Origin of the sequence: Rhizobium sp. BK491, from assembly GCF_014194925.1 — a bacterium.
Classification (GTDB): domain Bacteria; phylum Pseudomonadota; class Alphaproteobacteria; order Rhizobiales; family Rhizobiaceae; genus Rhizobium.
In genome coordinates this window covers 24,596-40,731 of record NZ_JACIAR010000009.1, presented here as the reverse complement: position 1 = coordinate 40,731, position 16,136 = coordinate 24,596, and the positions used below count along the sequence as shown (strand labels likewise).

The following is a 16,136-nucleotide window of genomic DNA, read 5'->3' as shown; positions in this document are numbered from 1 at the left end:
TTCTTCACCTTCAAGAGGCAAAAGAAATACGATCACCAAAAACGGTGCCAAAAACTCTTGACTGTGATTCGGGGAAATGCGATTCTTCAGCTGCTACATTGAAGAGAAGGCTTCCACGACGGCAACGTTTGGGGGCCTTTTTTCTTTTGCTAGTTTCCTTTCCAATCAGAAAACCCTGACAGCTGTCAGGGGTTGCGTTTGTTTCTGAAACGAGTGAAGCGCTCGACAAGATCGGGCAACTCCTCCTCGATAAATCTCACGAATTCCGTACCCAGTTTGCCCTCGGCAGAAATTCGAACTTCCCGAGGGGAGGTCATGAACACACCCAACCTAGTTCCGGATGTATCGGAAATCGCAATTTGCGTGTTGCGCGGCTCAGACGGAGGCCTGATTGCCTTCAGCGCCACCTGAAAGCGCTGGTCAGAGGTTTCATTGGCCCTGTTTGCATCCAAGAGAGCGGCGCGCACCACATCAAGAGCATTCGGGGCTGCGGATATGGCCTTCGCCAGATCCAGCCAACGCGGTCTGCCAATCTTCGGAGCCCTGCCGATCGCTTCAATGATATCTGCCGGAATTGCGCGATAGACACTCCGCATTCGCGCAAGTTCCGCATCCTCAATCGAGAGAGCCGCATAGATGTGGCGCGCCTTGATGCCCGCATCATCCATGCGCGAGGCAAACAAGGCGCGTTCGATCCATGTCAGGTCCTGCCGGCTGGCATTCTCGATGCCCTGCGCCAGAACGAGATCGAGATCGGAAATCTCGACTTCTATGGCACGGACGGTGCGACCGAGCTCTAGAGCAGCCCGCCATCTGCGATGGCCGTAAACGACCTGATATCGATCGCTTGAAGAGGGATGCCGTCGAACCTGGATCGGAACCTTTTGGCCCTCTTCCTCAATGGAACGCTTGAATCTCTCGAAATCCTGAGGATCATCGTCAGGCAGGCGATCCGGATAAGGAGAAGCATCGATCACCTGAGGATCGAGGTCCTGTATCCAGCCTTCGCCGGATTCGACAATGGCACGCAGCCGGTCACGCTCGGCGCGTATGTCACCGATCGCCCGATGCGCGGCCCCGATCACACCGGCACCGACACGGCCGGCTTGCGCGGGGGCAGGGGCCGGCGGCGATGAATCCGTTTTGTTTTCGCTACTTTCCAACTCCGCTGAGAGCAGACCGAAACTGGCGACGATGGATTTTCTCGGGCTTTTGCTCATCCACGTCCCCAACTTGCATTGATGAGTTGCACGATCGCCTCGTTGACGGCGTCGACGGCCTCACGCGCGCGCTTGTGCGTATCTCGGCCGATCTGCCCCATTTCCAGCTCGTAGAGGGAGCGCTTTGCAAGTCCGGCGGCCTCGACTGCGGTGCTCTCTATCGCCGTCGGCAACAAGACATCAGTGCCGAAGAGATGACGCAGCATCGCAACGACCTGGGACTGTGGCGCATCGTTCGGATCGTGACGCGTTACCAGATAGCGAATGAAATCATGATCGAGCTGCGCACCGCTTTCGTTGAGCACGCTGATCAGGTCGCCCATCATGAGGAGGAATTGGCTCATCGATGCCACGTCCAGCATGGCCGGATGTACCGTGATGATCATGCTCGTTGCGGCATAAATAGCGCTGAGGGTCAGAAATCCGAGCGACGGCGGCGTGTCGAGGATGACGATGTCGTAATCGCTTTCGACTTCCGCCAGCGCTAGCTTAAGCCGCTCGAAGAAGATCACGCCGGAGCCGGATTTTTGGGCCAGGACGCGAGGGGTCTCGTGCTCATACTCCATGACCTCCAAGTTGCCTGGAATAAGGTCAATGCCGTCGAAATAGGTTTTGCGAATGATCTCGCGGATGGAACGCCTTTCGGCCGCCTCATATCGAAGTGCCGCATAGATGGTTTCGTTGGCGCCGACATCGATTTCCGGCTGCGCGCCAAACATGGCCGAAAGCGATGCCTGCGGATCGAGATCGAGGGCAAGCACGCGATAGCCATGCAGCGCAAGATAATGCGCGAGATGAACGCAGGTCGTCGTCTTGGCGCTGCCACCCTTGAAGTTGGCAATCGCCATGACCTGCAGATGTTCGCCCGGTCGGCGCCGAGGCAGGAAGCGAAGCGCTTCCGTAGGCTTCTGCTTGGCAAACAGTTCCCGCAATTCGTTGATCTGGGCAAGCGTATAGACCCGGTGATTGTTCTCCAACCGGCTGGGAACAGGACCGCGGCCTTCACTCGACATCAGCTTCAATGTCGAATCCGGGATAGACGTGAGCTTTGACACTTCATTGGTCAGGAACTGGCGCAGCATCTTCTCGGATTTCGGCGGATACATACGCGTTCTGAGCTGCTGGAGCTGACCAGACAGTACGGTTGCGTGCCGCGCGATTTTACTGGCTGCATTTTCCTTTGAAGGAGCTATTGTCTCCGTGCGGTTCGCTATCGCCATTTATCCCTCTTGGCGGCCTGTCGCCGGTTTGCCGACATTTGCCCGCCAGAACATAGAACACGATTCTGTCAGGCCGTCCAGAGATTAACGGATAATGAACGGTCAGCGTGTGACAGCCAGGACTTTGGCCGGGCCGTTTAACGCGCTGTCTTTCCTGCACTTTCTGCAGCCACCTGCTGGAAATAGCTGCGGATGAAGGCTTACGCTTTTGATTGCATAATGTCGTTGCCACCGATCTGCCGATCTCTATCCGGCTAAGATTGTAACGATTTCGACAACGGGAATCACCGAATGGGGCTGTGTGAGTCGGCTTCGTGCGGATGCTCTCACGCAGGATCTCCGGCTTTCCCTTTCAGCGATCATGGCACAAGTGCAGGCGGCGAGCATATAGCCGTTCGGCATGCCTGGAGCGTTGAGCAGATCAGGCTCTGCCGTCTTTTGTTGCCCCCCGCGCAGCTGTACGCCTGCCATGGATAAAGGCTGGACAAGTTTCACATAACGGACGTTGAAATATCGGCTGTGGACGAATCACCGCCTTCCCTTGTCGAAAGTTGGATCGGCCCTAGTTTGCGAATCATTAATGATTTGTGAGGGTTAGTAACTTTGAGCTATGATTGGAGCGGCGTCAGGACACGGCGCATCAAAGCGATCAAGATGGCAGTTTCAGTGATGATCGCAGTGGCGGTGCTGGGTATGCCGACTATGCTTTGGCTGCATGGTTCGTTTTGAGCATCAGGGCGCTTGAACCGTCCGACGACGACGTCGGGCAGGTTCTTGTTTAGCGTCTTTCGGAGAACGGGGTTGGATGCACAACCCCCATTGCCGGCAACGAGAGCGATCGCTTGCATCGCAGAATACCGATGCAAGCTAGGCCTTTATCCCGATTGCCACTCGGAGGCTGGGTGGTCGAATTCCAGATTCTTCGTTACATGATCTACAAAGCCGGCTAACAGGGGGCTCGTATGTTTGCGATGCCAGCAGATTCCTACCGGCCATTTTGATTCCGGTCCTGAGAGAGATTGCGTGCGCACGGACCCCGCCAATGCCCGCACGCCATGCCAAGGCAGGAATGCCGCGCCCAGGCCGGCAGAAACGATGGCGTGCACGGTCAGTATGTCGTCGGCATATTGGGCGACGCGAGGCTCGAAACCGGCAAGAGAACACCAGCGCCTGATCTGGTCATCCAGTCCCGGTCCGCGCGACGGCGAAAGTGCGACAAATCCAAGCTCATTCAGCTCCGCCAGCCGATCCTGGGCCGGCATGGTCACCCCACTTGGAAGCGCCAAGGCTAGATGCTCTTCGACGACGGGCATGAAAGCCAAGCCGCGATCGTCCTCCGGCGCCCGGCAGAAACCGATATCGAGCCGGCCGTCGAGCAGGCGCTGATGCTGTTCCCGCGATGGCAGGTCGTTGAGCGTGATGCTGCAATCCGGTGTCGCCGCACGAAAACCGGCGATCAGCCGTGGTGCGACGGCAAGTGTCGATATTCCAAATCCGATATCAAGATATCCGCTAAGGCCGGCTATCGCGCGATGCATCTTCCTGTCGACGTCGTCGTTCAATTGGAGAAGCGGACGTGCTTCGCGCTGCAGAAGTTCTCCGAGAGGCGTCAGTTTGGCGCCATGGCGGCCGCGCTCGAACAACGCTCCGCCCATTGCAGCTTCCAAAGCCTGAATCTGCTTGGTCAGGGTCGACTGGGTGACGAACAATTTTGCCGAAGCCTTGCCGTAGTGGCCGGTGTCGATCAATTGAATGAAGGATCGGAGGAGCTTTATTTCCATTCTGTCCAGGAATAATTTTAATCGATAAAGTCATTTTACGAAAGAGATGGCGCGTGGTCAAATGGGCTCATGACGAACGGAGCAATCGACATGACGCTCAAAATTTCATCCGTACAGTTTCAGCATCGGGCCAATGACAAGGCCTACAATCTCTCGCGTATAGAGCATTTCACGGAAGAAGCCGTTCAGGCTGATAATCAGCTCGTCGTCTTTCCCGAAATGTGCATCTGTGGATATTGGCATGTTCCCAAGCTCGATGGTCCCGCGCTGCAGACGCTGGCGGAGCCGCTCTCCGGTCCCTCGATCAGTCGAGTAGCTGCCCTGGCGCGGGAGAAGGGCATCGCGATCGGCGCCGGCTTCCTCGAGCTGGGTGAAAATGGAAAGCTCTATAACAGCTATGCGGTCTGCATGCCGGACGGACACATCCATTGCCATCGCAAACTGCATGCCTGGGAGCATCGCCTCATTTCTAGCGGCGATGCCTTCACGGTCTTCGACACACCTTGGGGAATTCGTGCCGGCATCCTGATCTGCTGGGACAATAATCTGATCGAGAACGCGCGCGCCACGGCGCTGCTTGGTGCCGAATTGCTGATCGCGCCGCATCAGGCCGGCGGCGGCCATTCGGTTAGTCCGCACGGGCTGAAGCGGATACCGGTCGAAAAATGGATCAATCGCTACGAAGACCCCGAGGCGATCGAGGCTGAATTTCGAGGTCCGAACGGCCGGGAGTGGTTCATGCGCTGGCTGCCGTCGCGCGCCCACGACAATGGAATGTTCCTCGTCTTCAGCAATGGCGTCGGACAGGATGAAGACGAGGTGCGCACCGGCAATGCCATGATCCTCGATCCTTATGGGCGCATCCTGGCAGAAACCTGGGCCGCCGCCGATGCGAGGGTGAGCGCTGAAATCGATCTGGCCTTGCTCGACAAGTGTACGGGCCAGCGCTGGATAAGAGGCCGCCGCCCGGAGCTCTATGGTATCCTGACACAACCCAATGCCAACGGCCTCGCACCCATGGACGCGCGTTACTCGCAAGCGTCTACCCGCACCAGCGGGTAGGGTAGATTCCATATGGCTGGCCGTGGTCTATTTCGCCATCGTTTCTTCGAGATCGGCATAGACGAGATAGCGAAGCGGCCCCGAGGTCACGGCGTCGAAGGGAAAGCATGTGGCCAGGACGAGATGGGCGCCACGCGCATCGGGGTCGATCTCTGCTTTGTCCCAGCGGGCAATCGCCATGTGAGTCACGTGGAAAGTGAAGGTCCGGCCATCGCTGCGTGTGATGCGGATACGGTCGTTCTCCCTGATATTTTTCAGGAAGGTAAAGTGGGTATCGCGGTGCGCCGCATAGACGGCCGTACCCTCTTCACCGGCCTGCGGAGTATTGTCGAGATGGCCAGGGCCGAAGGCAAGCGCCTGGCCGCTTGCACCCTTCAGAGCGATAGCGGAAACGCCAAGGCGCGGAACCTCGATACGCGCCACCGGCCAGGTATCGGCCCAGCTCCAGGGCTTGACCGCTGCGCCTGACGTTACGCTTTCGGCAAAGGCACGTTCCAGAAGGACTTGCGCCAAAGCTGCCTTGGCGTAGATCCATCCGCCTTGCGCGGCGAGGAAGACACCGGCGGCAATGAAAATGCCGGCCGCAAAAGTCAGAAGGGAGCGCGCTGGCGCGCTCCCGATGGTTTGGAGGCGAGTGGCGACGATCATGCCCGGCTCCTTCGCGATGCTAGGAACAGCAGCGAAGCCCCACACAGAAGAGCAAGCAATCCCTGGAGGATGAGAAGCATTCCCGGCGTTGCCGTCTGCGGCAGCGGAACGCTGGCCGGAGCCGGTGCGGAGATTGGCTCGAGCTCCGCATCGCCATCGGCACCCTGCGACTTGTCGTCTGCCTGCAGATGCCTGGTGTCGGCTTTCGCATCCCGCGTTGCACCGATGCCGAGGAGCTTGTTGTAATCCCAGCCAGCGGGAAGCTGCAATGGAATGTCGGCCTGCGTCAGCGGTGCGTTTGTCGGTCGCAGACGCTTGGTATCGACGGCGACGAGACTTGTGAGGCGCGTGACCAGATGATGGTCGAGCGCCAATTGCAGGATGCGCTTGTCGGCATCGGCCTGCGAGATCTTGCCAAGCGTGAGATTGACCTCGGCATCATCTATCTGGCGCCGTGCCCAGATCTTGCAGATACCCTTGGCATTGCTTGCCTGATCGAGCGGCAAGGAGATCGTCCATGGGCGGTCACCGATCTTGCCGCTGACGGTCAGGGTTCCGGCAGCTTTTCCCATCCGGGCCGCCAGAACGAGCGGTTCGCCATGGTAGATGTCAGGCAGGAGGTTGGGCGACAGGCTGACATTCTTCTCCGAAAAGGCAGCGACGACATCGGTGACGGCCGGGTTCTCCAGCTTGTCGAAGAGGGCGCGCATGCGTTCGTTCACTTCTGCGACCGACCCGATATGGGTGAAGCTGCCACGGCCAAGTTCGGCGGCGCGGCTCATCAGGTAGGTGTTCGGCGCCGAGCCGATGCCGACCATGAAGATGCGGGAGCGCCCGCGCGACTTTGCGATCGCATCGAGAAGCTGCTGCTCGTTGCTGACCTCGCCGTCGGTCAGGAATACGACCTGGCGCAATCCGTTCGCTTGGTGGCTATCGTCGAGTGCTGCTTGAAGCGGTGGCAGCATTTCCGTTCCGTCGGCAGCTTCCAGACCGGTGACGAAGCGGCGGGCCGAGGCGATATTTTCAGCCGTCGCCATGACCGAATCGGGGAAGAATTTGGTCATCGTGTTGTCAAAGCGGATGACGTTGAAGCGATCGTTCGGCTCGAGTCGGGAGAGGGCATAATCGAGGCTCGCCCTTGCCTGTTCGATCGACGTGCCGCCCATCGACCCGGAATTGTCGATGACGAAGACCACTTCGCGACCCGCCTTTTGCGGCGTCGCCACCGCCGGCGGCATCACATAGGCAAGCACATAGTCATCCTTGCCGACATGATCGCGGAAGAGACCGACGCTCGGCATATTGCTTGCGATCGTGCTCCATTCGAGCACGAAGTCGCGATCTGCAGTCGCATCGCCATCCAGGATGATCCGGCGCTCGGTGTCGCTTACTTTGTCGATCTTGACCGCGTGATAGAGGCTTTTGACGTCATCGAGCGGAAAGCCGGCATTGAGATTGACTTTGAGGGTGACAGGGTTGGTGCGGTCGTCGCCAGGTGCCATCAGGGGCGCCGAAACAGGCTTGTCGCTAAGCGTCCGCGATGAGCTCTGTTTGGACTGACCCCAGCCGGCCTTCAGATCGGCTTGCTGTGTAATGGGCGAGGCATCCCGCGGCGTGTAGCGCGGAGCCACAACCAGGGGAGCTCGCAGGGAGAAACGCCCGTCGGCGAGATGCACGGCCTGCTGATATTCGATCTGAACGACGATCTTTTCATGCGGGCCAATGTTTGCGACCATATTGGTGAAGACGTTCGGGCGCTGCTGTTCGACGAGGGACGCCTTCTTTCCCTCTCTGCGCGCTTTCTCGTATATGGCGCTCGCAGCCTGCTTCTCCTTGATATCAGCGATAACAACCCGGTTGCCGACAATCATCTTTAGGGAATAGACGGCGCTGTCTTCCGGAAGAGGAAATACGTAGAGGGCTTCGACCCATTTGTCGGTCGTGTTCTCGAAGGCTTGCGTGAGGACGGCGCGTGCCGTCGGTCCATTGACGTCGAGATCGACATCGGTCGCAAGGCGGGGCGCCTCTATATATTTTCCTTCGTCCTTGGTCTGAAGAAGAAGGCTGCCGGTGCCCATTTCGTTCGGCGTGACGAAGGCTGCCGGTTGCGCGTGCGATTCCAGCGGATGCAGCAGTGCGAAAATGACGGCAAGCACCGGCAGCAGGATGGCATTGCTGAACCAAAGCAGCAGGCCGAATCTGATGAGGAAATTTTGCCGCTTCTGGCAGCGCGAGATGTTTGGCGAGGCTGACATGACAGGCTCCTTGTTTCGCTGGTGGATTGACTGAAGCCATTGTGAACAAAGGCTATTTTCTCGCCAGCGTAAGCTTTGCCCTGTTTCGTCCGCATCTTGCCGTAACCGGTCTTGCCGGTTACGGCCATGTGTGGAATTGTGAAAAAAAATTACGCAAACAGGAAACGAAGGAATGGTCCAGGGCGACCCCTATTTGTCCGACAGCCAGAACAGCGCCGTGGCAGCGCGGGTTCGCGAGGAGATCGCCAGACGGCGCATTTCCCGGCAGCGTCTTGCCAATGACGCGCGCATCAGCCTTTCGACCTTGGAGAAGGCTCTTTCAGGCCACCGTCCTTTCACGCTCGCGACCCTCATTCGGCTGGAGCAGGCGATGGGTGTCGTCCTGCGGGAGCCGGCTGGAACGCAAGCGACCGTTGTCAATGACAAGCCCGGCCATGCCCCCGAGGAGCTTGGTGCCTATTCCCGCGCCTCGGTTTCCTGGCTGGAGGGCACTTATCTAACGCTTCGTCCGTCTTTCGGCGATGCGAAGGCAATTTTCGCCTATTGCACCGAGATCGCCTGGGATGGAGAACGGACCTGTCTGAGCTTCCGGGAACGCGAGCGCAGCGATGCCTCGTTTTCACAGCAGGGCTCGGTGTCGGTGCCGCACCTGTCGGGGCATATCTACCTGGTGACGAATTCGTCCGGGCAGTATCGCATGGCGATATTGTCGAGGCCCAGTATCACTGGCGAGATGTTCGGTCTGCTGATGACATTGCGCGCCGGGCAGGGCTCACATCTCACACCCGTCTCGACGCCGCTCGCCCTCCTGCCCATGTCGGCTTTCGCGCAGCCGTCGCTCGGGCGCGTCTTGGCGGGCGATCAGAATCACGAGGCATACTCGGCCATCATGCACAGAATTACCGGAGAAAATTACGCCGGCTTCGTCGGTTAGCGGCGCCCTTAGCGGGCGTCGTGAAAGATGATCCCCACAGTGTGGCGCATGCCTGAGCGGACGCGGCTTACCCCGTGTCTGAGATTGACGCGGTAGCTTCCCTTCGTTCCGCGCACGGGCCGATTGTGGACCGCAAAGGCGACGGCATCGCCCTGTCGAAGCGGCACGACTTCCACGCGGCTTTGCATGCGCGGCCGCTGCTCGGTCAGGACAAACTCGCCACCAGTGAAACCCTGTCCCGGCTCCGACAGCAGAATGGCCACCTGGATCGGAAAGGCGAGTTCGCCATAGAGGTCCTGATGCAGGCAATTGTAGTCTCCCGGCACATATTGCAGCAGCAGCGGCGTCGGGCGCCCCTGACCGGCCTCATGACATTGCCTTAGGAAGGCGGCATGCTCATCGGGATAACGTTCCTCGACGTCCATCCGTTCGTTCCACCGGTTTGCGATGCCGGCGAGGTGGGGATAAAGCGCTGTGCGCAATCCCCCTAGAAGCCACGGCAGCGGATAGTTGAAATAGCGGTATTCGCCTCTTCCGAAACCGTGACGCGCCATGATGACGTGGCTGCGGAAATGATGTTCCTCGGGATAAAGGCTGGAGATTGCATCGCATTCCTCCGATGCGAGAAGCTTCGGAAGGACGGCGCAGCCGAAGCCGTCAAGCTCTCTTGCGAGCGACGGCCAATCATAGGCGTCGATCCGAGCCTCTATAGAGTTCTCCGTGAAAGCCGGTGCGGAAGTGGAGATCGATGTGTTCATGTCGGGTCCTCGGAAGCCGTGATAAGCTGAAGTCTAGCGTTCGAACCGGAGCGGTAGCCACCCGATTTCCGATGAGCAGCTCACACGAATGGGTTTCCCTGGCTACATTGCGATACAATCGAGCCGTTTCCTGAAATTTAGCGGATACAATTCCCGGCGATCTTCTGCGGGATTATCCGTCAGGCAGGAGTCAAAAATGAAATTCGCATTCCTTGGCGCATTGGCCGTCTCAAGCCTTGCCGTCGGCATCGCCGCGTCTCAATCGGCAGGTTCTGCGACGCCGCCGGAAAATGCCTCGCCGATTTATGGCGTCACCATACCGGAAGGCTATCGGGACTGGAAATTCATTGCGCCGGCACAAGAGGCTCCACCGCTTGACGAACTTCGCGCGGTACTCGGCAACGATATCGCTATCGACGCCTATAAAAAGCGTACCCTGCCTTTTCCGGATGGTTCGATCCTCGTCAAGCTTGCCTATAAGCGCAAGCAATCAACGGAGTTCGCGCCGGCAACGGTGCCTGGAACGCCGACCACGGTGCAGGTCATGGTGAAGGATTCCAAGAAATATCCCGACAGTCACGGCTGGGGTTTCGGACGGTTCATCGACGGCAAGCCGGTTGACGTTGCGCAACATGAAACCTGTCTCAGCTGCCATGTCGGCAACGTCAGGGATCACGACTACGTCTTTACGCGCTACGCGCCGTAAGGTGCGGCAACGCGATTGAGTGAAATTTGCCGGCCTGATTTCATCCTATCGCGGCCGGCCGGCTATCATGGTTTCTCCTCCCGCCAGGATAGCTGCCTCCTATCTACACCGATAGGCGAGCGTTGTTCTCGGCAAGTCGCCATCGAGCCACTTCCATCATCATCGAAGACGACTTCCATACGCTTGCGCAAACCCTCTAGTTCCGCTTCAGGGTTCGGCAGCGCCGCATTGCCTCATTTCCCACCCCAAGATTCTCCAAAAATTCCTCTTCACTGGCTACTCGGCCAAGTTCCATATTTTTCGGGTGCATTTGCCGCTGGCAAAGCCAAAACGCAGAGTTCTGTGTTCCATTGTAGCCTCGGTCGATCCGGACAAAGAGGGATACAATTTGGCTGGGTTGAGGACACAGCCGGGATACACGCAGAGAGCAAAACTTCGCGGCATTCAACAAACCTCCCAAACATTTGGAGAACCTGATGTCGCCTTTATCCTTTTCAATGAATAGACGCGCCTTTGTGACTGCGGCTGCCGTCGCCGGTGCAGCCTCGCTCCTGAAGCCTGCCATGTCCCTTGCCGCATCGGACGCCTTGCCTGATGGTGTGAAGCCGTTCAAGGTCCATATTCCCGACAGCGCGATTGCCGAATTGAAGCAGAGGCTTGCGACGGCACGCTGGCCGCTCAAGGAGAATGTCGCTGACGACTCCCAGGGCGTGCAACTCGAACGCCTGCGCGATCTCGTTGGATATTGGGCCGACGGCTATGATTGGCGAAAGGTGGAACAGAAGCTCAATTCCCTGCCGATGTTCGTGACCGAAATCGATGGGCTGGACATTCACTTCATTCACGTGCGCTCGCCGCATGAAAACGCAATGCCGCTGATCATGACCCACGGCTGGCCGGGCTCGGTTCTGGAAATGCTCAAGGTCATCGATCCCTTGACGAATCCGACCGCTCACGGCGGCAAGGCCGAAGACGCCTTTCATCTCGTGGTGCCATCGATTCCCGGTTTCGGCTTCTCCGGCAAGCCGACGACGAGGGGCTGGGGTTCGGACCATATCGGCCGTGCTTGGGGCACGCTGATGAATCGCCTCGGATATGAGAAGTTCGTCTCGCAAGGCGGTGATTGCGGCTCGGTCATCTCCGAGCGCATGGCGCATCAAAAGGTGCCCGGACTGCTGGGCATTCATCTCAACATGCCTGCGATCGTTCCAAAAGAAATCGTGCCGATCTTGGCTGCAGGTGCCCCGGCGCCCGCAGGTCTCACTGCGGACGAACGCGCCTGCTTCGACAAGCTCGCGATTTTCTACCGAGGCAGCGCTGCCTACGCCCAAATGATGGTTACGCGTCCGCAGACGATCGGTTACTCGCTCGTCGATTCACCGATCGGAATGGCCGCGTGGATGTACGACAAGTTCGCCGAGTGGACGTATAGCAACAAGCAGCCGGAAAAGGTTCTCACTCGGGACGAGATGTTGGATGACATTTCTCTCTATTGGTTCACGGAGACGGGTACCTCGGCAGCCCAGATCTATTGGGAAGACCACACCAACAATTTCAACGCTCTCGAAAGGATCCCTTCCGTGCCGGTCGCGGTTAGTGTCTTTCCGGGAGAAATCTATCAGGCACCCAAGTCGTGGACGGAGCGTGCCTTCGGCAATCTGATCTACTTCAACAAGACCGAGAATGGCGGCCACTTTGCGGCCTGGGAGCAGCCGGCGATTTTCACCAATGAAGTCAGGGCAGCATTCCGCTCGCTGCGTTAAGCGGGCAGAGGCTCCTGGTTTGGTGAAAGCACCGCAGGCGAGCGATGCCCCACGCTTGGCTGCGGAGGAGGGGGAAGCGTATAGCGTTCCCCCTCACAGCGAATAACGGATCCTGGCGAAGATGGAGGCGACTTCAGCGATAGGAGAGACCTTACGCAAAAGCGCTGCGGCGTGCGGAGAGCGACCCTATGCCCATCAAGGCGGCGAGGATGACCGGGATGCAGACAAGGTAGGCCGTGCGAATTCCTGCATGTTCGGCAACGAATCCCAGCAGCGGCGGAGCCAGGAAGAAGACGACGAAGGACATTTGTCCAAGTGCGGCAACATTGACATGAGCTGGACGATCGGTGCGCTGGGCGGCGGCCGAAACCGCAAGCGGATAGACCGCGCTGCAACCGGCGCCCATGAGGGCGAAGCCGAGCAGCGCCACATTGGGGTGGGGTGCGACCCAGACGGCGCAGAGGCCGGCAGTCGAGAGCAGCAGCAGCGACAGTGCAACGGAGCGGGAGCCGAAGCGATCGACGAACTGGTCCGCAAACAATCTTGCCAGCGCCATGAAGAAGGTAAAAAGCGTCAATCCGAGACCGCCGACCAAGGGCTCGACGTGGAAGACGTCGCGCATATAGATCGCAGACCAGTCGATGCCTGCGCCCTCGACCAGAAAAGCGGCAATGCCGATCACGCAGAGAGGCAGAAGGCCGAGCGTCGGCAGCGCGACATGCCCGGCCTCCGGATGTTCCTGTGCCGGGCGGGCGGGCGCATTACGCATGCCGGCAATGACAAGCGAACCCACGATCAGCACGAATGTGAATGTCAGGGCAAGGTGCAGCTGCATCGAAATGCCGGCCTGGCGGATGACCGAAGATGCGAGGGCGGTGACGAAGAAGCCGAGGCTCCAGAACCCATGGGCGCGGTTCATCACGCCCCGGCCAAGCTGCGCCTCGATGCGATCGATCTCGACGTTGAGATTGATTTCAAGCGCTCCGGCCAGCAGACCTTCACAAAGCAGGATGGCAAAGACAAGCGGAGCAACGCCCATCCAGGGCACGAGCGCCAGGGATGCGGAGGTTCCGAGCACGGTGATGAATGCCGTCTTGCGCGCGCCCAGACGTGCAACGATCGGGGAGGCGAAGGTGAGCGATATCAGCGCCCCGATAGCTGCGCCGATCAGTGTCAGACCGAGCTCCGATTTGTCGATCTGCAAGGCGTCCTGCAGATCGGGAAGGCGCGACAGCATTGCGCCCATCGATACCGCAAAGAGGAAGAAGCAGACATAAATTCGCTGCTGCGGTTCAAGACGCATTTCGATGCTCCGGAAAATCTGAACACGAGAGATGGAAAGGGTCTATCCGAAAGCAACCAGCGCTGGCAATACGAAGGCCTTTAATTCATAAGACAAATTAGAAGTGCCGGCCAATTTCGGTAAGTGCGGCACCGGCCAGCACTATACGACAAGGCGTGCCTTCGACAGGACGAAGCCACAAGCATCCCCGGGATGCGCAAAACCGCCTGCAGGCGATGGCATCAACCTGCAGACGGCATGATCAGGCTTCATTATCGAGGGCTTGGACGCCTTGAGCTTATCAAGCGCCGCAATTTGCCGGGAGCGATGACGGTTTGCGCGTACCGATCAACACCAGCGCCAAGCCGGCGGCGGCCAACACGCCTCCGGCAATCGCGACCGCCGCATAGCCGAAGCCGAGGCTGATGACGGCGGCACCGGTGGCCGCCCCCAGAGCATTGCCGAGATTGAAGGCTCCGACATTGATGGAGGAAGCAAGCCCCGGCGCTTCTGCCGCTGCTTCCATGACGCGCATCTGCACGGGCGGGACGAGGGCAAATGCCGCGCCACCCCAGAGAAGCAGACCGATGGCGGCACCAACGTGGGTGATCATTGCCAGCGGCAGCGCGAACATGATAGCTGCGAGCAAAGCCAGGAAGATCCTGGTCGCACCGTCGAGCGACCAGTCGGCGAGCCGTCCGCCAAGCCAGTTGCCGATCGTGAAGCCGACGCCGATCAGGACCAACCCAAGGGTCACGAAGCTATTGGATGCGCCGGTAAGTTCGGTGAGAGCCGGAGCGACATAGGTATATAGCGAGAACATCGCGCCTGCGCCCATGACGGTAGTCGCCATCGCAAGCAGCACGGTGGGGTGAGTAAGTACGGTAAGTTCGCGCCTGATATCAGGCATCGCGCCGCGCTCGCCTTTCGGCAGGGCGAACCATAGCGCTGCAATGGCGGCTATGCCGATCAGCGCCGTTCCTGCAAAAGCCATGCGCCAGCCGATCGCTTGACCGACCCAGGTCGCGGCCGGCACGCCGCCGATATTGGCGATCGTCAGCCCCATAAACATCGCGGCTACCGCGCTTGCCTGCTTTTCCTTCGGCACGACGCTTGCCGCCACCACCGCGCCCAGGCCGAAGAAGGCGCCATGGTTAAGGCTGGTGACGAGCCGGGCGAGCAGCAGCGTGAAGTAGCCCGGCGCCATCGCCGACATGAGATTGCCGATCGTGAAAATGCTCATCAGCAGCATCAGTGCCGTGCGCTTGCCGAAGCGGCTGAAGGCGAGCGTCATGAAGGGGGCGCCGACCATGACGCCGATCGCATAGGCGCTGATGAGGAGGCCTGCCGTTGGGATCGAGACGTCGACCCCCTTGGCGATGACCGGGAGAAGTCCCATCGGCGAAAACTCGGTCGTGCCGATGCCGAAGGCACCGATCGCAAGAGCGAGAAGCGCCCATCGGGCGTGAGAGGATGTTTGGGCCTTTCGGGCCGTCGAAATCTTGGTGTCCATATTAAAGCTCCTTAGGCGTCCCATTCGGGCGCGAGACCGGGCGGGCTGACGATCCGGCCATCCGGGCGTGCGAGATCGGCGATGGCGGCCATATCCGCCTCGTCGAGATTGAAGTCGAAGATTGCGATGTTTTCCTTGACGCGCTCCGGGTTGGCCGTCTTGGACAAAGCGATGTGGCCTTGTTGGATCAGCCAGCGAAGACCGACCTGCGCGGCGCTCTTGCCATATCTGGCGCCGATCCGCTGCAGCACTGGATCCTTCGGCACCGCACCATCAGCCATGCCGTAGTAGGCGGTGATCGCAGGACCGCTTGCTTCTGCAGCCGCAACGAGCGCGTGCTGGGGCAGATAGGGATGGATCTCGACCTGGTTGGTCACGATCGGCGTGCTGGAAAGTCTGACCGATTCCCGCATCTGGGCGATATTCTGGTTGCTGACGCCGACGAAGCGGCTTTTGCCGGCGGCTTTGACAGCGCTCAGCATTTCGATCTGCTCCGCGACCGGCACCTTGTCGCCCGGCCAATGCAGCAGCAGGAGATCGACGCGGTCGGTCTTGAGCTTGTCGAGACTCTCGTCGACCGAGGCGGCGATCTTCTCGTCGCTGTAATTGTCGACCCAGACCTTCGTGGTCAGGAACAGCTCGTCTCGTCGTGCACCGGCGGCCGTTAGGGCTCGGCCGAGCGCTTCCTCGTTCTGATAGATCTGTGCGGTATCGAAATGACGGAAACCGGCCTCCAGTGCGGCCGGGATGACCCGCTCTACTTCTGCGTCCGACATGCGGAAGACGCCGAAGCCGAGCGCGGGAATTGTTGCGCCATGGGCGGTAACGGTAAGCATCGAAAACTCCTTTTGAAAGCCTCGGCGGCTTCGGCCGCCGTGAATGGATCGAGCACCGGACTTGATGGCGCAATCTCTTCCGCCTATGAAATAGAGAGCGCGTTCTCGCTTGAGAATTGGCTGAGTTTTCACATTATTTGTGAAACTAAATCAAAGAT

The 16,136-nt window shown here is 59.1% G+C and carries 13 protein-coding genes; 4 read left to right on the top strand and 9 right to left on the bottom strand.

Features of this window, described 5'->3' with window-relative positions:
* Positions 1 to 185: 185 nt before the first annotated feature.
* The 3 genes from repB to FHX05_RS26180 all read right to left on the bottom strand — a co-directional run bounded on the left by repB (position 186) and on the right by FHX05_RS26180 (position 4,221).
* Positions 186 to 1,220 (bottom strand): plasmid partitioning protein RepB, encoded by a 1,035-nt coding sequence (repB, locus tag FHX05_RS26190; RefSeq protein ID WP_183875504.1) that lies wholly within the window; start codon positions 1,218 to 1,220, stop codon positions 186 to 188.
* Positions 1,217 to 2,440, bottom strand: coding sequence for a plasmid partitioning protein RepA (gene repA / locus FHX05_RS26185; protein WP_183875503.1), 1,224 nt, complete (start codon positions 2,438 to 2,440; stop codon positions 1,217 to 1,219). The genes repB and repA overlap by 4 nt, the downstream gene beginning before the upstream one ends.
* 875 nt (positions 2,441 to 3,315) lie before the next feature.
* Entirely contained in the window at positions 3,316 to 4,221 is a 906-nt protein-coding gene (locus FHX05_RS26180) for a LysR family transcriptional regulator (protein WP_183875501.1), read from the bottom strand.
* Positions 4,222 to 4,311: 90 nt separating this feature from the next.
* Between FHX05_RS26180 and FHX05_RS26175 the strand changes: the two genes are divergently transcribed.
* Positions 4,312 to 5,283 carry a nitrilase family protein gene (locus FHX05_RS26175; RefSeq protein ID WP_183875498.1) on the top strand — a complete coding sequence of 324 codons (972 nt, stop codon included), beginning with the start codon at positions 4,312 to 4,314 and terminating at the stop codon, positions 5,281 to 5,283.
* A gap of 27 nt (positions 5,284 to 5,310) precedes the next feature.
* Here FHX05_RS26175 and FHX05_RS26170 read toward each other — a convergent pair whose 3' ends face one another.
* Positions 5,311 to 5,931, bottom strand: a complete 621-nt coding sequence (locus FHX05_RS26170; RefSeq protein WP_183875496.1) for a class GN sortase — start codon at positions 5,929 to 5,931, stop codon at positions 5,311 to 5,313.
* Positions 5,928 to 8,186 carry a marine proteobacterial sortase target protein gene (locus FHX05_RS26165; RefSeq protein WP_183875494.1) on the bottom strand — a complete coding sequence of 753 codons (2,259 nt, stop codon included), beginning with the start codon at positions 8,184 to 8,186 and terminating at the stop codon, positions 5,928 to 5,930. Before FHX05_RS26165 ends, FHX05_RS26170 begins: the two co-directional genes overlap by 4 nt.
* A gap of 172 nt (positions 8,187 to 8,358) precedes the next feature.
* Here FHX05_RS26165 and FHX05_RS26160 point away from each other — a divergent pair, with 172 nt between their 5' ends.
* Entirely contained in the window at positions 8,359 to 9,120 is a 762-nt protein-coding gene (locus FHX05_RS26160) for a helix-turn-helix transcriptional regulator (RefSeq protein ID WP_183716057.1), read from the top strand.
* 8 nt (positions 9,121 to 9,128) lie between these two features.
* Here the strand turns inward: FHX05_RS26160 and FHX05_RS26155 are convergent, their stop codons facing one another.
* Complete coding sequence (locus FHX05_RS26155) at positions 9,129 to 9,878, bottom strand: 2OG-Fe(II) oxygenase (protein WP_183875492.1); 750 nt, start codon at positions 9,876 to 9,878, stop codon at positions 9,129 to 9,131.
* Positions 9,879 to 10,074: 196 nt separating this feature from the next.
* On the opposite strand from FHX05_RS26155, the gene FHX05_RS26150 reads away from it, so the two are divergent.
* Positions 10,075 to 10,584: a cytochrome P460 family protein gene (locus FHX05_RS26150; protein WP_183875490.1), complete on the top strand. Its 510-nt coding sequence runs from the start codon at positions 10,075 to 10,077 to the stop codon at positions 10,582 to 10,584.
* A gap of 476 nt (positions 10,585 to 11,060) precedes the next feature.
* A complete protein-coding gene (locus FHX05_RS26145; protein ID WP_183875488.1) occupies positions 11,061 to 12,347 on the top strand; it encodes an epoxide hydrolase family protein in 1,287 nt (428 codons plus the stop codon).
* 151 nt (positions 12,348 to 12,498) lie between these two features.
* Here FHX05_RS26145 and FHX05_RS26140 read toward each other — a convergent pair whose 3' ends face one another.
* From FHX05_RS26140 to FHX05_RS26130, 3 genes are all read right to left on the bottom strand, one after another.
* Positions 12,499 to 13,650: an MFS transporter gene (locus FHX05_RS26140; protein ID WP_183875486.1), complete on the bottom strand. Its 1,152-nt coding sequence runs from the start codon at positions 13,648 to 13,650 to the stop codon at positions 12,499 to 12,501.
* A 280-nt stretch (positions 13,651 to 13,930) separates the two neighbouring features.
* Positions 13,931 to 15,142: an MFS transporter gene (locus FHX05_RS26135; protein ID WP_183875484.1), complete on the bottom strand. Its 1,212-nt coding sequence runs from the start codon at positions 15,140 to 15,142 to the stop codon at positions 13,931 to 13,933.
* A gap of 11 nt (positions 15,143 to 15,153) precedes the next feature.
* Positions 15,154 to 15,978 (bottom strand): aldo/keto reductase, encoded by an 825-nt coding sequence (locus FHX05_RS26130; RefSeq protein WP_183875482.1) that lies wholly within the window; start codon positions 15,976 to 15,978, stop codon positions 15,154 to 15,156.
* Positions 15,979 to 16,136: the final 158 nt, after the last annotated feature.

What these genes read in the sequence shown, in the direction of transcription:
- FHX05_RS26130 (WP_183875482.1), bottom strand. Translation starts at nt 15,978, where the DNA reads ATGCTTACCGTTACCGCCCATGGCGCAACAATTCCCGCGCTCGGCTTC.
- FHX05_RS26135 (WP_183875484.1), bottom strand. Translation starts at nt 15,142, where the DNA reads ATGGACACCAAGATTTCGACGGCCCGAAAGGCCCAAACATCCTCTCAC.
- FHX05_RS26180 (WP_183875501.1), bottom strand. Translation starts at nt 4,221, where the DNA reads ATGGAAATAAAGCTCCTCCGATCCTTCATTCAATTGATCGACACCGGC.
- FHX05_RS26155 (WP_183875492.1), bottom strand. Translation starts at nt 9,878, where the DNA reads ATGAACACATCGATCTCCACTTCCGCACCGGCTTTCACGGAGAACTCT.
- FHX05_RS26175 (WP_183875498.1), top strand. Translation starts at nt 4,312, where the DNA reads ATGACGCTCAAAATTTCATCCGTACAGTTTCAGCATCGGGCCAATGAC.
- repA (WP_183875503.1), bottom strand. Translation starts at nt 2,440, where the DNA reads ATGGCGATAGCGAACCGCACGGAGACAATAGCTCCTTCAAAGGAAAAT.
- FHX05_RS26170 (WP_183875496.1), bottom strand. Translation starts at nt 5,931, where the DNA reads ATGATCGTCGCCACTCGCCTCCAAACCATCGGGAGCGCGCCAGCGCGC.
- repB (WP_183875504.1), bottom strand. Translation starts at nt 1,220, where the DNA reads ATGAGCAAAAGCCCGAGAAAATCCATCGTCGCCAGTTTCGGTCTGCTC.
- FHX05_RS26160 (WP_183716057.1), top strand. Translation starts at nt 8,359, where the DNA reads ATGGTCCAGGGCGACCCCTATTTGTCCGACAGCCAGAACAGCGCCGTG.
- FHX05_RS26150 (WP_183875490.1), top strand. Translation starts at nt 10,075, where the DNA reads ATGAAATTCGCATTCCTTGGCGCATTGGCCGTCTCAAGCCTTGCCGTC.
- FHX05_RS26140 (WP_183875486.1), bottom strand. Translation starts at nt 13,650, where the DNA reads ATGCGTCTTGAACCGCAGCAGCGAATTTATGTCTGCTTCTTCCTCTTT.
- FHX05_RS26145 (WP_183875488.1), top strand. Translation starts at nt 11,061, where the DNA reads ATGTCGCCTTTATCCTTTTCAATGAATAGACGCGCCTTTGTGACTGCG.
- FHX05_RS26165 (WP_183875494.1), bottom strand. Translation starts at nt 8,186, where the DNA reads ATGTCAGCCTCGCCAAACATCTCGCGCTGCCAGAAGCGGCAAAATTTC.